Origin of the sequence: Klebsiella sp. CD33 (genome assembly GCF_051992865.1) — a bacterium.
In the GTDB taxonomy this organism is placed as follows: Bacteria; Pseudomonadota; Gammaproteobacteria; order Enterobacterales; family Enterobacteriaceae; genus Klebsiella; species Klebsiella pneumoniae.
In genome coordinates this window covers 567256-583031 of the sequence record NZ_CP197023.1, presented here as the reverse complement: position 1 = coordinate 583031, position 15776 = coordinate 567256, and the positions used below count along the sequence as shown (strand labels likewise).

Genomic DNA, 15776 nt, shown 5'->3' with positions numbered 1-15776 from the left:
TTGTGACCGTGTGCTGGTTTCTGTATCTCATTCGAACCGCGGATAATCGCCTTTATACCGGCATCACCACCGACGTGCCACGCCGCTTTCGCCAGCATCAGGCGGGAAAAGGCGCAAAGGCGTTGCGCGGCAAAGGCGACCTGCAGCTGGCCTTTAGCCACGAAGTTGGTGAACACTCACTTGCATTGCGACTGGAATATCGCGTCAAGCAGCTAACGAAGCGCGAAAAAGAGCGCCTCGTTGCCGGAGAGGATGCCTTCGAAACCCTGCTGGCAAGGCTTAAAGACGATTAAAGTGCTCGCTGTATTCTACCTGGCCATGGACGCCGTCGAGGGCGTCATCCGCCAGACGGTGAACCTGGAACGCCTCGGCGCTGTCCGGCCAGCGGCAGCGGAGATCGAAGCGCGCGGCCGGTTCAAAGCCGAAGCGACGGTATAAATCCGGGTCGCCCAGCGTCACCACCGCGGCGTAGCCAAACTCATTCAGCGAGTCCAGCCCTTCATAAACCAGCTGCCGGCCAATGCCCTGTCCGCGGTAGCGTTCATCTACCGCCAGCGGCGCCAGGCCGACCCACTGCAGCTCTTCACCTTCCACCGCCACCGGGCTGAAGGCAACGTAGCCGATCACCTGGCCTTCATCATCCGTCGCCACTACCCCCAGCGTGATCAGTCCATCTTCACGCAGATCGTGCACCAGCTGCGCTTCGGCATCGCGGCCGAAAGTACGACGCAGCAGCGCGTCGATTCCCGGTGCATCAATCCCAATCTCCACTCGAATCAGCATGCCTCACCTACCGATGTCTGTTCAGGTTTCTGCGGGCTCTTCAGTCCAGCTTCGACAAAATCCGCCAGTTGCAGCAACATCACGCGCAGCGCTTTTGGCATCTGCTCGAGCTCAATGGCGTCCATCAAATTTTTTACATACAGCCCCAGCTCCGTATCGCCTTCAATGACCAGACGACGCTGGAAGAATAGCGTATCCGGATCCTGCTTGCGCGCGGCGATCATTAACAGATCGCTGGCGTCGGCGCTGAAGCTGACGTCGGCGTCGGCCTGCTGGCTGACCACCAGTCGACCATCGACTACCGAGGTATACCACAGCAGACCGATGTCACGCACATGAATACTTAACCAACGCCCCTCAAGAAACTCCAGCTCCCCCTCCGCCAGCGCCTGGCGAAACTGCCAGCTCAGCACTTGCTCCAGCACCTGGCGCTTGAGGGCAAAAGGCGCCAGCTTAACCGGCACGCTCATTAAAGACGGGCCAAAGTGGACCAGCCGGGAACGCAGTTTATCCAACACAAGCTTTACTCCATGAATGCAATAGTTCCGCTATTGTGCCATATCACATAAACAACATAGCGGCGTAAATCAACAAAAACGCGATGACGGCCGCCAGTTATTGGCGCCGCCAATACACTTTTAACTGCCTCAAATCAAAAATTGTCACCAGAAGGTTAACTAAAATCCCTGCTCGTTAACCATTCAGCGTCCCTGACGGGCCGCATTTTTCAGGAAAAATTATGGAGCTGCTCTGCCCAGCCGGTAACCTTCCGGCGCTTAAGGCGGCCATCGAAAACGGCGCCGATGCCGTCTATATCGGGCTGAAAGATGACACCAACGCCCGCCACTTTGCCGGCCTTAATTTCACCGAAAAGAAACTGCAGGAAGCCGTCAGCTTTGTGCATCAGCACCGTCGTAAGCTGCATATCGCCATCAATACCTTCGCTCATCCCGACGGCTACGCCCGCTGGCAGCGAGCAGTGGATATGGCCGCTCAATTGGGCGCCGATGCGCTCATTCTGGCCGATATCGCCATGCTGGAGTACGCTGCGGAGCGTTACCCACACATTGAGCGTCACGTTTCGGTGCAGGCTTCCGCCACCAATGAAGAGGCCATTCGCTTCTATCATCGCAACTTCGACGTCGCGCGCGTCGTACTGCCGCGCGTGTTGTCTATTCATCAGGTGAAACAGTTGGCCCGCGCTACGCCGGTGCCGCTGGAAGTCTTCGCCTTCGGCAGCCTGTGCATCATGGCGGAAGGCCGCTGCTATCTCTCTTCCTACCTGACCGGCGAATCGCCCAACACCGTCGGCGCCTGTTCGCCTGCCCGCTTCGTACGCTGGCAGCAAACGCCGCAGGGGCTGGAATCGCGTCTCAATGAAGTGCTGATTGACCGTTATCAGGATGGCGAAAATGCCGGTTATCCGACGCTGTGCAAAGGCCGCTACCTGGTTGATGGCGAGCGCTATCACGCGCTGGAGGAGCCCACCAGCCTCAACACCCTGGAACTGTTGCCGGAATTGATGGCCGCCAATATCGCCTCGGTGAAAATCGAAGGCCGTCAGCGCAGCCCGGCTTACGTGACCCAGGTGGCGAAAGTCTGGCGCCAGGCGATCGATCGCTGCAAAGCCGATCCGCAGAATTTCGTACCGCAGTCCGCCTGGATGGAGACCCTGGGCGCCATGTCCGAGGGGACACAAACTACCCTTGGCGCTTATCACCGTAAATGGCAGTGAGAAACATGAAATATTCATTAGGGCCGGTGCTGTACTACTGGCCAAAAGAGACGCTGGAAGATTTTTACCAGCAGGCGGCAAACTGCAGCGCCGACACCATTTATCTCGGCGAAGCGGTATGCAGCAAACGCCGCGCCACCAAAGTTGGCGACTGGATCGAAATGGCGAAAACGCTGGCCGCTAGCGGCAAGCAGGTTGTGCTCTCCACCCTCGCGCTGGTGCAGGCCTCTTCTGAACTGGGCGAGCTGAAGCGCTATGTCGATAACGGCGAATTTCTGATTGAGGCCAGCGATTTGGGCGTGGTAAATCTCTGCGCCGAACGCAAGCTACCGTTCGTCGCCGGGCATGCGCTGAACTGCTACAACGCCGTTACCCTGCGCCAGCTGCGGAAACAGGGCATGGTGCGCTGGTGCATGCCGGTGGAACTCTCCCGTGACTGGCTGGCTAATTTACTGACCCAGTGCGAAGAGCTGGGTATCCGCAACCAGTTTGAAGTCGAAGTGCTGAGCTACGGCCATCTGCCGCTGGCTTATTCCGCGCGCTGCTTTACCGCCCGCTCGGAAGACCGGCCAAAGGACGAGTGCGAAACCTGCTGCATCAAGTACCCTACCGGGCGCAGCATGCTGTCGCAGGAGAACCAGCAGGTGTTCGTGCTCAACGGTATTCAGACCATGAGCGGCTACGTCTATAACCTGGGCAATGAGCTGACCTCCATGCACGGCCTGGTGGATATGGTGCGCCTGTCGCCGATGGGCAACGAGACCTTCGCCATGCTCGAGGCCTTCCGCGCCAACGAAAACGGCGCTGCGCCGCTGGATCTCACCAGCAATAGCGATTGCAACGGCTACTGGAAACGATTGCCAGGACTGGTGCTTCAGGCCTGATAAACCGCTCACTTTGTTAACAACAGTGCTCAGATTTTAATGCATTATTAAAGATGCAGCTTTTCTGGCTGGCGCGTCCAGGATGCGCCAGGCTGGAAGAAGACCTTCAATCTGATGACGATGCTGTAGCAAAGTGAGCCTTTATGACTGACAAATCTGTTCCATTCTCGGTGCTCGATCTGGCGCCGATCCCGCAAGGATCTTCTGCCAAAGAAGCCTTTACCCACTCTCTGGATCTCGCCCGGCTGGCCGAATCGCGCGGCTATCATCGCTACTGGCTGGCGGAGCACCATAATATGGTCGGCATTGCCAGCGCAGCGACCTCGGTGCTGATTGGCTATCTCGCCGCCAACACCACCACCCTGCATCTCGGGTCCGGCGGCGTGATGCTGCCTAACCACTCTCCACTGGTGATAGCTGAGCAGTTCGGCACCCTGAACACCCTTTACCCCGGGCGGATCGACCTCGGCCTTGGCCGCGCGCCGGGCAGCGATCAGCCGACCATGCGCGCCCTGCGTCGCCATATGAGCGGCGATGTCGATAATTTCCCGCGCGATGTAGCGGAACTGGTGGACTGGTTTGACGCCCGCGATCCGAACCCGCACGTGCGCCCGGTTCCCGGCTACGGGGAGCGCATTCCAGTATGGCTGCTGGGCTCAAGCCTCTATAGCGCGCAACTGGCGGCGCAGCTCGGCCTGCCGTTTGCCTTCGCCTCGCACTTCGCGCCGGATATGTTGTTCCAGGCCCTGCACCTGTATCGCAGCAATTTCAAACCTTCGGCGCGGCTGGAAAAACCGTACGCGATGGTGTGTATCAATATCATCGCCGCCGACAGCAACCGCGATGCGGAGTTTCTCTTCACCTCCATGCAGCAGGCGTTTGTGAAGCTGCGTCGCGGCGAGACCGGGCAGTTGCCGCCGCCGGTGGAAAATATGCATCAGCTGTGGTCAGCGTCCGAGCAGTATGGTGTGCAGCAGGCACTGAGCATGTCGCTGGTCGGCGATAAAACTAAAGTCCGCCATGGGCTAGAGTCGATTCTGCGTGAAACCGAGGCGGACGAAATCATGGTCAATGGCCAGATCTTCGACCACCAGGCGCGTCTGCATTCTTTCGATTTAGCGATGCAGGTGAAAGAGGAGCTGTTGGGGTAGTGAGCTATGCGGCATTTTTGCCGCATTTCTTTTCCTCCGCTAAACCATTTTGTGATCGTCTTCATTCATATTTTCACATAATCCCCGCCTTATTACGTTGAGCGTAATTACATTACCTCTGGCGTAATTGCCCCCCTCTTTCAACGGTGTTAGTTTTCCTCTGTTTTATTTTTCAACCCTGAGTCTGGTAAAAGAGAATACTCATGAGCCAACCAACTGCCCGTGCTATGTGGATCGGCGAGTGCTTATTAAAAGCGCTGTTAATGGAGGTATCCGCCTGGCCTAAACCTGGCCTTGTTACACCTCATTCACAAGGGGCGCATAAAGATATGGATATCTGGTTATTTATTACCAGTTCATCGGCTATTGCCCCCTGTTTTAGCGCCTGCGCCCATGCAGGGGAAAATCATCAAGGATCGCCGTGGGAACTCTTTACAAAAATACGTGCCATTGGCATTCATTATGAAAATACGCTGCTGCGGGCAACACAGCAGGTTAATACCCAGCGCGGCATTCTTTTTTCCGGCACGGTTCTGGCGACAGCGGCAGGATGGCTTTCCGGGCGCGGAGAAACCCTCTCATATAACGCCTTAAGCCAGTGCGTCGCTGAACTCTGCCGCGATCTCTGCCGTAGGGATTTTGCCGCCCTGGCCGAACGCCCGGCGCAAACCCACGGTGAGAAATTGTATGTCGGATTCGGCATTACCGGCGTGCGCGGAGAGGCAGAGCAAGGTTTCCCACTAGTTTGCCAGATTGGCTTACCCGCGCTGCATCAGGCGCTGGACAACGGGCTGGCCTGGCGGGAAGCGCTTATTCATACGTTGCTCACCTTAATGGCCCATTGCGATGACACTACCGTGCTGTTTCGCGGCGGCCAGCAGGCGCTGGCGGAAATGAAGCAGTATGCCCGGCGTCTTGTGACGCAGGGCGGAATGTTTAACCCTGCGATCGAGCAGCAACTGGCTGATTTTAATTCATGGTGCATGGATAAGTGGGTCAGCCCTGGCGGTTCGGCCGATTTATTAGCGCTGTGTCTGGCGATGTATTTTCTTTGCCGCCAGCCGCAAGGAGATATGACATAAGGAAGAATATGAACATCTATTTTTATACTTTATTAACGTATGGCTTAACGATTGTAATTTCATTTGCGGTTGTCGGCATCATCGTTGGCGTCAACAAGATGATGAATAAGTTAAATATCACCGACGATTAATTTGCGAACTTTACTTTTGCCATCAGGAATATAGTTATGGATATCTTTGTTAAGCTCTTTTCGGGCATTGGCACTTTTTTTATTGAAGACCCGAAAATAGCCATTGCACGTTTTCTGTTAATTGTTCTCGGCTTTATATTGGCCTGGATGGGATTCCGTCGGAAGCTTGAACCGTTAATTATGGTGCCGATGGGCCTTGGTATGATTGCAGTTAACGCCGGGGTACTGTTTCTGGCAGGCGGACAAACCGGGACCTTAATTCTCGACCCGATGGTCAGCGAACCTAACGAGCTGGTAAACCTAATGCAGGTAAACTTCCTGCAGCCGGTCTATAATTTCACCTTTAGCAATGGCCTCATCGCCTGTATCGTTTTCTTCGGCATTGGCGCAATGAGCGACATCAGCTTTATTTTGCTCCGCCCCTGGGCCAGTATTGTTGTCGCTCTGTTCGCCGAGGCGGGAACCTTCGCCGCGCTGCTGCTGGGTATTGAAGTATTCGGCCTGCCCGCCAACGAAGCCGCGTCGATTGCCACTATCGGCGGCGCAGATGGGCCGATGGTGCTCTTTGCCTCCCTTATCCTGGCACCGAACCTGTTCGTCCCCATCGCCATTATCGCTTATCTCTACCTGAGCCTGACATATGCCGGTTATCCGTACCTGGTGCGTCTGCTGGTGCCGAAAAAATACCGTGGCATGGAAGTTGAAATTGACTACCCCACCGTATCGAAGAAAGCGAAATTCATCTTTACCGTCTGCGCCTGCCTGCTGTTGTGCCTGCTGCTGCCGGTCGCCGCGCCGCTGATCCTCTCGTTCTTCCTCGGCATCGCTATTAAAGAGGCGGAGATCGAACCGTTTCAGAAATTACTGGAATCCACGCTGACCTATACCGCAACGCTGTTTCTGGGCCTGCTACTGGGCACGCTGTGTGAAGCGCAAACTATTCTCGACCCGAAAGTTGCCATCATCCTGATCCTTGGTATCGGCGCGCTGGCCATTTCCGCCGTCGGCGCTCTGCTGGGCGGCTGGTTTATCTGGTTTATCTCGAAGGGGCGTTATAACCCGGCTATCGGTATTGCGGGCGTCTCCTGCCTGCCGACGACGGCAAAAATCGCGCAGAAAGAGGTTAACCATGAGAACCCCTACGCCATCATCCTGCCGCTAGCGATGGGTGCGGGCGTGAGCGGTCTGATCGTCTCGGCTATCGCCACCGGGATCTTTATCTCCACGCTATTCCTGCTGAATTAATGGAGTCAACCCATGCTAAAAGAGCACAACTGGCATCAACTCAAGGACGATACGGCGCAGCGCCTGAATCAGCTGGCCCCGTATTTTCGTGACGGCAAAATTATCGACGCCAAAGATACTGTCGCCGCGCTGGAAGCCGTTATTCGAAGCTTCGATCGCGTCAATATCGAGGGTAATAACCAGAAACAGGCGGATTTTCTCTCCGAATGCCTGTGCCAGCTTGATCCGCAAAAGATCTCCGGCCTGCATATGGTGCAGTCATCCGTACCGTTGTCCAGCCATCTGGATTTGTTTGAAAAGGGCATCGCTGAAAAGCTCGATTTCGCCTATGCCGGGCCGCAGGATGGACGTCTGGCGAAGCTGATCCAGGACGGTAAGATCAAGCTCGGGGCCATCCACACCTATCTGGAGCTGTTCAGCCGCTACTTTGTCGACCTCACGCCGCGCGTGTCGCTAATCACCGCCTTTGAAGCGGATAAAGACGGCAATCTCTCCACCGGCTTTAACACCGAAGATACTCCTGTTATTACCGAAGCCACCCACTTCCGCCAGGGAATTGTGATCGCGCAGGTCAACAAGATTGTCGATAAAGTGCCGCGCGTGGATATCCCCGGCGACTGGGTAAATGCGGTGATTGAAGCGCCGCGTCCGTTCTATGTCGAGCCGCTGTTTACCCGCGATCCGGGACTTATTACTGACACCCATGTGCTGATGGCAATGATGGCGCTGAAAGGTATCTATGTCGAATACGGCGTTGAGCGCATTAACCACGGTATTGGCTTCTTCACTGCCGCCATTGAGCTACTGCTACCCACCTACGGCGAGGAGCTTGGGCTGAAAGGCAAAGTCTGTACCCATATGGTACTCAACCCGCATCCGACGCTGATCCCGGCGATCGAAAGCGGCTGGATCCAGTCGGTGCACTGCTTCGGCGGCGAACTGGGCATGGAAAAATATGTCGCCGAACGCCCGGATATCTTTTATATCGGCCAGGACGGCACGCTACGCTCCAACCGCGCCTTCGCCCAGGCTGCGGGTCACTACGCGCTGGACATGTTTATCGGCGGCACTTTGCAGATCGATAAGTACGGAAACAGTAGCACCGCCACCGCCAGCCGCGTTTCGGGCTTTGGCGGCGCGCCGAATATGGGCTGCGACGCCAAAGGCCGCCGTCATGCAACGCAATCCTGGCTGAAATGCGGCGAAGAGTTTAACGCCACCCAAAAGCAGCTAATTGGCGATATGCCGCGCGGCAAACGTCTGGTGGTGCAGATGCAGGAAACCTTCCGCGAGAAGCGCCAGCCCGCTTTCGTCGACAAGCTGGACGCCTGGGAACTGGCGGAAAAAGCCAACCTCGCCCTGCCGCCGGTGATGGTCTACGCCGATGACGTCACCCACGTACTGACCGAAGAGGGCATCGCCTATCTGCACCGCTGCGAAGGGCTGGAACAGCGCATGGCGGCCATTCGCGCCGTGGCGGGCTACACCGGAATTGGCCTTGCCGCCGATCCGGAACAGACCGCACAGCTGCGGGAGGCAGGCATTGTCAAAACGCCGGAAGATTTAGGCATTGACCGTCGCCGTGCCAACCGTCAGATGCTGGCGGCGAAAAGCATTCGCGATCTGGTTGACTGGTCTGGCGGACTCTATAACCCGCCCACTCGATTCCGTAACTGGTAGGGGAAAAGGACATGGCTCTACATCAAATATCACATCATTTCAGCGGCACCCACGAAAGAGCATCTCTGCAGCAAACCGTGCACTGCGGCGTTGTTGGCTCCGGCGATCTGGAGATCCTGCTGGAGCCGAAAGCGCTGGCGGGCGGGATTGAAGTCAGCATCTGCACGCCGGTGACCGGTTTCGATCATATCTGGGAAATCGTACTGAAACGATTTCTGGACAGCGGCCCCCTGGGCAACATGCAGGTCAGCATCAATGACAACAACGCCACGCCTGCGGTCGTCGCGTTAAGAATTCAGCAAGCGTTACAGCAGGCTATGCCGGGAGAAACCCATCATGAATGATCTGCGTTTTCTGGAAGCCAGCGCCCGCGTTCGCGCCAGCTCGCTGGTGGATAAAGGCACCTTTACTGAACTGATCGGCCCGGCGGACAAACGAACCAGCCCGCACCTGCCCGTGCTGAATGAAGCGGTGGAGTTTGACGACGGCATCGTTACCGGCATCGGCCTGCTCGGCCAGCACCCGGCCATTGTCATCTCCCAGGAAGGACGCTTTATCGGCGGTGCGGTGGGCGAGGTGGGCGGCGCAAAAATGGTCGGCGCGCTGATGCTGGCGGACGAACTGGCGGCGCAGACCACCGACCCGGCCCGCCGCCCGATCGTTCTCATCTCCTTTGAAACCGGCGGCGTGCGCCTGCATGAGGCTAACGCCGGGCTACTGGCCCACGCCGAGTGTATGGACATGCTGCAAACCCTGCGCGGTCGCGTCCCGGTCGTGGCGATGATCGGCAGCAAGATCGGCTGCTTTGGCGGGATGGGTTTTGTCGCCGCCGCCACCGACATCATCGTGATGAGTGAATCGGGCCGCCTGGGGCTGACCGGGCCGGAGGTCATCGAACAGGAGATGGGCCGCAGCGAGTTTGACGCCTCGGACCGCGCGCTGGTGTTCCGCACCACCGGCGGTAAGCATAAGTACATCGTCGGAGACTGTAACTACCTGATTGCCGACTCGCTAACGGCTTTCCACCAGCAGGCCGCGCTGATTGCCGACCTGCCCTGGCCGCAGATTGAAGCCATGCGCCGCATCGGCAGCGAAGCGAAAGTACGCGCCCAGATGGCGCTCACGAAAAAAATCAGCGAGTCAGAGCCATCAGATGCACGGGATGTCTGGGCTATGGCAGGCAATACCGCGCCCCAGTCGCTGGTGGATATGGATCTCGAGACGTTCCTGAGCAACGTTAAACGCCTGCCGGTGGAGGAAGCATAATGGAAAATTTACTCGGCCAGGGCCGCGCCGCTATCGATCTGCTTGTTGACGAAAATAGCTTCGAAGAGAACGCGTTGGCGGATCTCAAGCTGCCTTATGAAGATTATGGACCGGGAGCCGTCGTCGGCAGCGCCCGCATTAACGGTGAAATCTGCACCGTTATTGCTAACGACGCCATGACCTTTAACCCGCGTTTTCCGGTGGTGTACGCCGGAGTTATCGGGCTGGAAGAGGGATATAAAATGGCGCTGGCGGTGTATCGCACGCTGGCGATGGATAAAGACAAGCCCGTCGGCGAGAAACGTCCGCTGGTGCTGATTGTTGACACTCCCGGCAACGGACCGGGCAAACTGGAAGAGATAATTGGTATGAATAAAGCGACCGGTGCCTATCAGCTGGCGCTGGCTGAGGCGCGCCATGCCGGGCATCCGATTATCGCGATGGTCATCGGCCGCGCCATTAGCGGCGCGTTCCTCTGCCACGGTTTGCAAGCCGACCATATCCTGAGCCTGACATCGGAATTTGGCACCATGATCCACGTAATGCCGCTGAGCAGCATTGCGCGCATTACCCGCCAGGACGTGGAGCGTCTGAGCGAGCTTTCCCGCACTAATCCGGTCTTCGCGGCCGGACCGGAGTTCTTCTGGCAACTGGGCGGGGTGGAAGAACTGATCAAGGCGATCCCGGAGATGAAAGAGGCGATCGTTCGCCATATCGCAGAGGTGCGCCAACAGAAACAAGCGGCTGGCGTGACGTCGACAGGCCCGCAGGGGCGTGGGAGCGCAGGCGAAGATCGCGGCGGCAGAAAAATGCGCAATGTGATTCTGGCGCAGATGCGCGAGGAGTATCGGGCGGTCGCGGCGCGTTACTTGCCGGCCTGATTCAGGAGTGCGCGCGATGAACGATCCCATTGCAATGCTCGAATGGCTGGTTGACGCCCAGCAGGGTATCCCCACGTTAGCGGAAATGCCGCGCCGTACGCTTAGCGATAAAGGTATCGCTGGCCCCACGGCGGCTCACGTTATCGAGGAGATTCACACGCCGTTAAATCTTGCGCTGGTTACCTTTACCACCGGCAGTAGCGCATTTCAGAACATCGTCGGCGTAACGCAGAACGAACTGCTGTTGCGTTCCGCGGCGGGTAAGCGTGTGCTGGCGGAATGCGGCGTAACCGCTGGGCAGCATATGGTGGTGACCTACGCGCCGCTGGTGAATGTGTTCACGCGTCAGGCGCTGGATGAGAGTGGTCTGCACTGGTCGTTTTTATCCCGCTCATGCCGGGACGCGCTGCTCATTGCCCTGTGTCGCCAGCAGCCGGATGTGGTGGTGGGAGAGTCCTCATTTTTACGCGCCACGCTGGAACAGGCGCTAAAGATGAACCTGCAGGCGTATTTACCAAAAACGCTGATGCTGATTACCGCAGGCACCCCCCTTGATGAAGCGCTGGTTCCGCTGTGCGCTTCACTGGGATATGGGCTGCATGATGTCTACGGTTGCCAGGAGTTCGGTTGGCTGATCCTGGACGGCCTTCCGCTGCGGGAAGATATCTCGCTGGTCGCCGCGCCGCAGGGCGGTGACTGGCGGGAAGTTATCGTCGGCGGCCTGCCAACCGGCGACAGCTTTCCCGTGGCAACGAACGGCCACCTGTGTAATTTGCAGGGCAAAATCCAGACCTGGAAGCGTCGGCGCACCACGCCGGAATATGACATGGTGGTGATGGCGACTACCGCCCATCACCGGGAAATTGTGGAGCGGACGGCACGGACGATTTTACGTATCAAGGGGCGAGTTTGCCGGGTCAGTACGCAGCTACAAACCCAAGCCAGCGCCACCCATATCCGCCTCTACCCCGTTACTGTTCCAGGGGAGGAAGCGGCAAAAGCCGCGCCGGTCGATATTATCGGTCCGCAGGCCACCTCGCAGTTTGACGCCCTGCTTGCAGCACAGCGGGATTTACAGCAACAAGCGAAAAACGATCCGGCATGGAGCAAACAGCGATGAGCGCCCTGCAACGCCATACTTTGTGCTGGCTGGAGAGCGCTGAACTGCGGCTGATTGCGAGGCAGTTGAACGGCGCGTTTAGTGCCCTACCCGCCTCATTGCGGGAAGAGTTGCGGGACTATCTGCTTTCCGGATATCTCCCCGGCATCGTGCGCAGGGGCATCCGTGATGAAGCGAGTATTTCCCTGGGCTTTTGCTTTCCGCAGCGCTGGCAAGGGCAGCGTCTACGGCTGGCGACGGTTGCTTCATTACAGGCCGTCACGCGCGTGTCAACACCGGAACAAACGGCCATCCTGCCTGCCGTCAACCGTACCAGCGCGATACGCGCCTTTAGCGCCCTGCGTCAGGCGTGGCGTGGGCCGGAAACCGGGCTTGGCGTGTGGGGGTCGGTGGCGCTGGAGATGACGACGCCCTGGCTATGGACGGACAGTCGCTCCGATTTAGATATTCGCATAACGCCCTGGCACGAAATGGCGTTAAGCGATTGTTACTCTGTTCTGACAGATATTGCCCAGCAATATTCAGTACGTATTGATGGAGAAATTAATTTACCAAACGGTTTTTCTATCAATATCAAAGAGTGGTTTAGCAGGAGTCTGACCCTGCTGGCTAAAGGTGAGACCGATGTCGAATTAATGACGCGACAAGACGTCGACGGGTTAATAAAACATCTTTCAATGATATATATTAAAGGAAATTAATATGTCTGAAGTTAAATCAAAAGTACCGGGTGTGGTCGATGAAGTTAAAGCCGCCGTAGGCGACAAAATTGAAAAAGGCCAGCCGATTGTTATTCTTGAAGCCATGAAAATGAAAATGCCTGTCGCCTCACCGGAGGCTGGCGTATTAAAGTCATTGGCGGTGAACGCAGGCGATCGCGTAAACCCAGGCATGGTCTTATTCGAAATTGCCGCTGAGTAGAACGTCACGTTTTTAATACTAAATAAATAGTGCGGCATTCCTTTGTGATATAACCATTATGCCTCAGTCATATCAGCGATAAACATTTCGCTGATATGACAGGCAGGGTGTGTACGAATAAATTTACTGTTGACTGTCCGCATCATAAAAACATACTGTGCTAAAAGCCCTTGTCTTACTTTATTGTCATTTCCCGGTTCGGGTAGTCTCTTATGCTTTTAGTGTGGTTATAGAAAGAGAAACATCATGATTATTTACGGATTGATGTTAATGGGATTGTGCATGTTCGCCGGGTTAATTGTCGGCGATCTTTTGGGTTTGCTGCTTGGAATTTCCGCCAATATCGGCGGCGTCGGCTTTGCCATGCTGTTTTTAGTCGTTATTTCCCAGAAGTTGACGGAAAAGGGGCTGTTGTCTAAACCCGCCGAACAGGGGGTTGGATTCTGGAATGCGATGTATATCCCTATTGTTGTCGCCATGTCCGCGAACCAGAACGTTGTGGCCGCGCTCAAAGGAGGCCCGGTGGCGCTTATTGCAGGCCTTGGCGCAGTCGTGATTGGTTTTCTGCTGATTAAACCACTGAGCAAAATCGGCAGCAAAAGCACGATGACACGTTCAGCAGACTAACCGGTGGAGAGCATAAAGAATGGAACAACTTACAAAGATTCTTACCAGTAACTTCACCAGCAATGCCCTGATCACCGCTTTTGTGGTGGTTGGCATTGTCTGCTGGGTCGCGGCTTGGATCTCGACCCACGTCTTTCGCGGTAAAATTCACAGTTCGGCGATCGCCATTGCCGCAGGCCTGCTGCTGGCCTGGCTCGGCGGCGAACTCACCGGCGGCAAAAAAGGGCTTTCCGACATCACGCTTTTTAGCGGTATTGCGCTGATGGGCGGCGGCATGTTCCGTGATTTTGCCATTATCGCCACCGCCTTTGGCGTGAAGCTTGACGAGCTGAAAAAAGCGGGCCTCGCGGGCGCGCTGGCGCTGGTCGTCTCCACCGTGCTCTCCTTTTACCTGGGAGCGATTGTCGCCTGGGCCTTCGGCTATACCGATGCGGTCAGCATGGCGACTATCGGCGGCGGCGCGGTGACCTTTATCGTCGGCCCGGTTACCGGTGCGGCGCTTGGCGCAAGTTCCGATGTTATCGCGCTCAGTATCGCTGCCGGGGTGATTAAATCTATCGCCATCATGATTGTCACGCCGCTGGTGGCGAAAGCCGCCGGACTGAACTCTCCCGCTGCAGCCATTGTATATGGCGGGCTGATGGGATCTACTAGCGGCGTGGCGGCAGGGCTGGCGGCGACTGACCCGAAACTTGTACCTTATGGCGCAATGACAGCCACCTTCTATACCGGCCTGGGCTGCCTGTTGGCGCCGTCTGCGCTCTATATCTCTTTAGCCCCGTTCTTTTAACCGCATGCGCCTGTTGTTTTATGCAACAGGCGCCAGGGAGACTTATGTATTCATTTCAACGTATGAAGCCCGGGCAAATCGCGATACAGGCCTCACTGTGCACCCAGGAGGAAGAGGAGGTTTTCCGGCAAAAGCTACTGGGTGATAAACCCGAACACCGAATCGGCTTTGCGTTTATCAGCGGCACCTCTGACGAACTGCGAAACAAGCTGCAGCGCTGCGTCATCGGATGTGCGTTGAAGAATCAGATCATCACTAGGCAGGAGTCGGCCATTTTCACCTTATGCTCACTTAGCCGCCAGGCTCTGACCCACGCGTTAACCAACACCATCACCGGCGATCATATCCGTCTGAAAATCGCCTTAGTTAGTACCTCCCGATGGCTCGCCGTCGCCATGTACGGCGAAGCTCAGGTTTATCAGCGGATTACTCAGGAAATCATGGGACTTTGTCTACATCGTTATCCTCCCGCATAAGCTGCCTGGCATACATACGGCATTCTGCGAGAAGAGATAGCAGTCCAGGATGATTTTCCTGACTACGGGGAAAAACGAGCGAAATTTCTTGTTCCATGCGATAGGCTTCCTGCAAAGGTAGCAGGCGTATCCCACTCCGAAAAAGCCCGCGCATGCGTCCGGGTATGAGAGTGTACCCCACTCCAGCATTAACCATGCTCATTAACGAAAAAATATCGTGTACCCGAACCGCAATATCCGGCTCAAAGCCAGCGATACGGAAGGCCTGCTGAAAACCTCTCCAGGTTGCGAACCCTTCACTCAAGGCAATAAATTTTTTACTCTGTAAACGAGAGAGATCAACGGGGGTTTGTAGCGTATCCGCATCCTGTACAGGAACCGCTAAATAAATCGAATCCGAAAATATCGTCCAGGTTTCAAATAAATTTGAATTATACTCATCGGGCGTAGAGATTAATGCCGCATCGATATTGCCTTCATTTAGCGCTTCTAATAATTTCTTATTAGAGTTCATGATAAACTCAATTGAAAGCTCAGGGCGCCGCTTCTTCAATCCCTGTACTATCTGCGGTGCCGTTTTTAATACTAGTGAATAGAGTAGGCCTAAGCGTAATGCAGGAGAATGGTATCCTGAAGCCTCACGCGTCAGATAAATACAGCGTTCCATTGCATTGATCACCTCGCGGGCCTGCTTTTGCATTACCCATGCGCCGGGGAGGGGATGTAAATTCCGGCCATTGTGTGTGAAAAGATCGCAGCGTAAATTATCCTCCAAAGAATGCAAGGCACGATGTACGCTAACCGGAGAAATATGCATGATTTCTGCCGTCTTAGAAATATTCATGGTATCCATATATCCCAGAAAAATCTCCAGTTTGCGCAAAGTTATGTCCTGCTCAGGCATATAAACATTCCCTTATTTAAAATAACCTTTATCTGATAATAAGAGAATGTATGCATATATATATTGAGCCAGATCGGTAATTCTGGCTCAGATAAAATAA

Annotated in this window: 19 protein-coding genes; 16 read left to right on the top strand and 3 right to left on the bottom strand. The window is 55.7% G+C overall.

Annotated elements, in window-relative coordinates:
• Positions 1-2 precede the first annotated feature (2 nt).
• The gene (locus ACR809_RS02860) at positions 3-293 is read left to right on the top strand and encodes a GIY-YIG nuclease family protein (protein WP_002918226.1); all 291 of its coding nucleotides are present in this window, start codon (positions 3-5) and stop codon (positions 291-293) included.
• On the opposite strand, the gene ACR809_RS02855 is transcribed toward ACR809_RS02860, so the two are convergent.
• Positions 280-783, bottom strand: a complete 504-nt coding sequence (locus ACR809_RS02855; protein ID WP_002918229.1) for a GNAT family N-acetyltransferase — start codon at positions 781-783, stop codon at positions 280-282. The genes ACR809_RS02860 and ACR809_RS02855 overlap by 14 nt on opposite strands.
• Positions 777-1301 carry a ubiquinone anaerobic biosynthesis accessory factor UbiT gene (gene ubiT, locus ACR809_RS02850; protein ID WP_002918231.1) on the bottom strand — a complete coding sequence of 175 codons (525 nt, stop codon included), beginning with the start codon at positions 1299-1301 and terminating at the stop codon, positions 777-779. Before ubiT ends, ACR809_RS02855 begins: the two co-directional genes overlap by 7 nt.
• A gap of 221 nt (positions 1302-1522) precedes the next feature.
• Between ubiT and ubiU the strand changes: the two genes are divergently transcribed.
• From ubiU to ACR809_RS02775, 15 genes are all read left to right on the top strand, one after another.
• Entirely contained in the window at positions 1523-2518 is a 996-nt protein-coding gene (ubiU, locus tag ACR809_RS02845) for a ubiquinone anaerobic biosynthesis protein UbiU (RefSeq protein WP_002918232.1), read from the top strand.
• A gap of 5 nt (positions 2519-2523) precedes the next feature.
• Positions 2524-3402, top strand: a complete 879-nt coding sequence (locus ACR809_RS02840) for a U32 family peptidase (RefSeq protein WP_023280595.1) — start codon at positions 2524-2526, stop codon at positions 3400-3402.
• Between the two features lie 143 nt (positions 3403-3545).
• On the top strand, positions 3546-4553 hold the full coding sequence (locus ACR809_RS02835) for a luciferase-like monooxygenase (protein WP_002918234.1): 1008 nt from the start codon (positions 3546-3548) through the stop codon (positions 4551-4553).
• A 203-nt stretch (positions 4554-4756) separates the two neighbouring features.
• Positions 4757-5635, top strand: coding sequence for a triphosphoribosyl-dephospho-CoA synthase CitG (gene citG / locus ACR809_RS02830; protein WP_004174187.1), 879 nt, complete (start codon positions 4757-4759; stop codon positions 5633-5635).
• 167 nt (positions 5636-5802) lie between these two features.
• Positions 5803-7011, top strand: coding sequence for a Na+-transporting malonate decarboxylase, carboxybiotin decarboxylase subunit (gene madB / locus ACR809_RS02825; protein ID WP_004174184.1), 1209 nt, complete (start codon positions 5803-5805; stop codon positions 7009-7011).
• Positions 7012-7023: 12 nt separating this feature from the next.
• Positions 7024-8691 carry a malonate decarboxylase subunit alpha gene (gene mdcA / locus ACR809_RS02820; protein ID WP_122051049.1) on the top strand — a complete coding sequence of 556 codons (1668 nt, stop codon included), beginning with the start codon at positions 7024-7026 and terminating at the stop codon, positions 8689-8691.
• 11 nt (positions 8692-8702) lie between these two features.
• Positions 8703-9035: a malonate decarboxylase acyl carrier protein gene (mdcC, locus tag ACR809_RS02815; protein WP_004174180.1), complete on the top strand. Its 333-nt coding sequence runs from the start codon at positions 8703-8705 to the stop codon at positions 9033-9035.
• The gene (locus ACR809_RS02810; RefSeq protein WP_019725231.1) at positions 9028-9957 is read left to right on the top strand and encodes a biotin-independent malonate decarboxylase subunit beta; all 930 of its coding nucleotides are present in this window, start codon (positions 9028-9030) and stop codon (positions 9955-9957) included. The genes mdcC and ACR809_RS02810 overlap by 8 nt, the downstream gene beginning before the upstream one ends.
• Complete coding sequence (gene mdcE / locus ACR809_RS02805; RefSeq protein ID WP_004174178.1) at positions 9957-10838, top strand: biotin-independent malonate decarboxylase subunit gamma; 882 nt, start codon at positions 9957-9959, stop codon at positions 10836-10838. The genes ACR809_RS02810 and mdcE overlap by 1 nt, the downstream gene beginning before the upstream one ends.
• 16 nt (positions 10839-10854) lie before the next feature.
• Positions 10855-11958, top strand: coding sequence for a hypothetical protein (locus ACR809_RS02800; protein ID WP_019725233.1), 1104 nt, complete (start codon positions 10855-10857; stop codon positions 11956-11958).
• Positions 11955-12659 (top strand): malonate decarboxylase holo-[acyl-carrier-protein] synthase, encoded by a 705-nt coding sequence (gene mdcG / locus ACR809_RS02795; protein WP_004174159.1) that lies wholly within the window; start codon positions 11955-11957, stop codon positions 12657-12659. The genes ACR809_RS02800 and mdcG overlap by 4 nt, the downstream gene beginning before the upstream one ends.
• A 1-nt stretch (position 12660) precedes the next feature.
• Positions 12661-12879: an acetyl-CoA carboxylase biotin carboxyl carrier protein subunit gene (locus ACR809_RS02790; RefSeq protein ID WP_019725234.1), complete on the top strand. Its 219-nt coding sequence runs from the start codon at positions 12661-12663 to the stop codon at positions 12877-12879.
• Positions 12880-13125: 246 nt separating this feature from the next.
• Positions 13126-13506 (top strand): malonate transporter subunit MadL, encoded by a 381-nt coding sequence (gene madL, locus ACR809_RS02785; RefSeq protein WP_004174157.1) that lies wholly within the window; start codon positions 13126-13128, stop codon positions 13504-13506.
• 19 nt (positions 13507-13525) lie between these two features.
• Positions 13526-14296, top strand: a complete 771-nt coding sequence (gene madM, locus ACR809_RS02780) for a malonate transporter subunit MadM (RefSeq protein WP_020804360.1) — start codon at positions 13526-13528, stop codon at positions 14294-14296.
• 44 nt (positions 14297-14340) lie between these two features.
• Positions 14341-14772 (top strand): HutP family protein, encoded by a 432-nt coding sequence (locus tag ACR809_RS02775; RefSeq protein ID WP_004174155.1) that lies wholly within the window; start codon positions 14341-14343, stop codon positions 14770-14772.
• On the opposite strand, the gene ACR809_RS02770 is transcribed toward ACR809_RS02775, so the two are convergent.
• Positions 14735-15676 (bottom strand): LysR family transcriptional regulator, encoded by a 942-nt coding sequence (locus ACR809_RS02770; RefSeq protein ID WP_020804359.1) that lies wholly within the window; start codon positions 15674-15676, stop codon positions 14735-14737. The two genes, ACR809_RS02775 and ACR809_RS02770, sit on opposite strands and share 38 nt — an antisense overlap.
• Between the last annotated feature and the right edge of the window lie 100 nt (positions 15677-15776).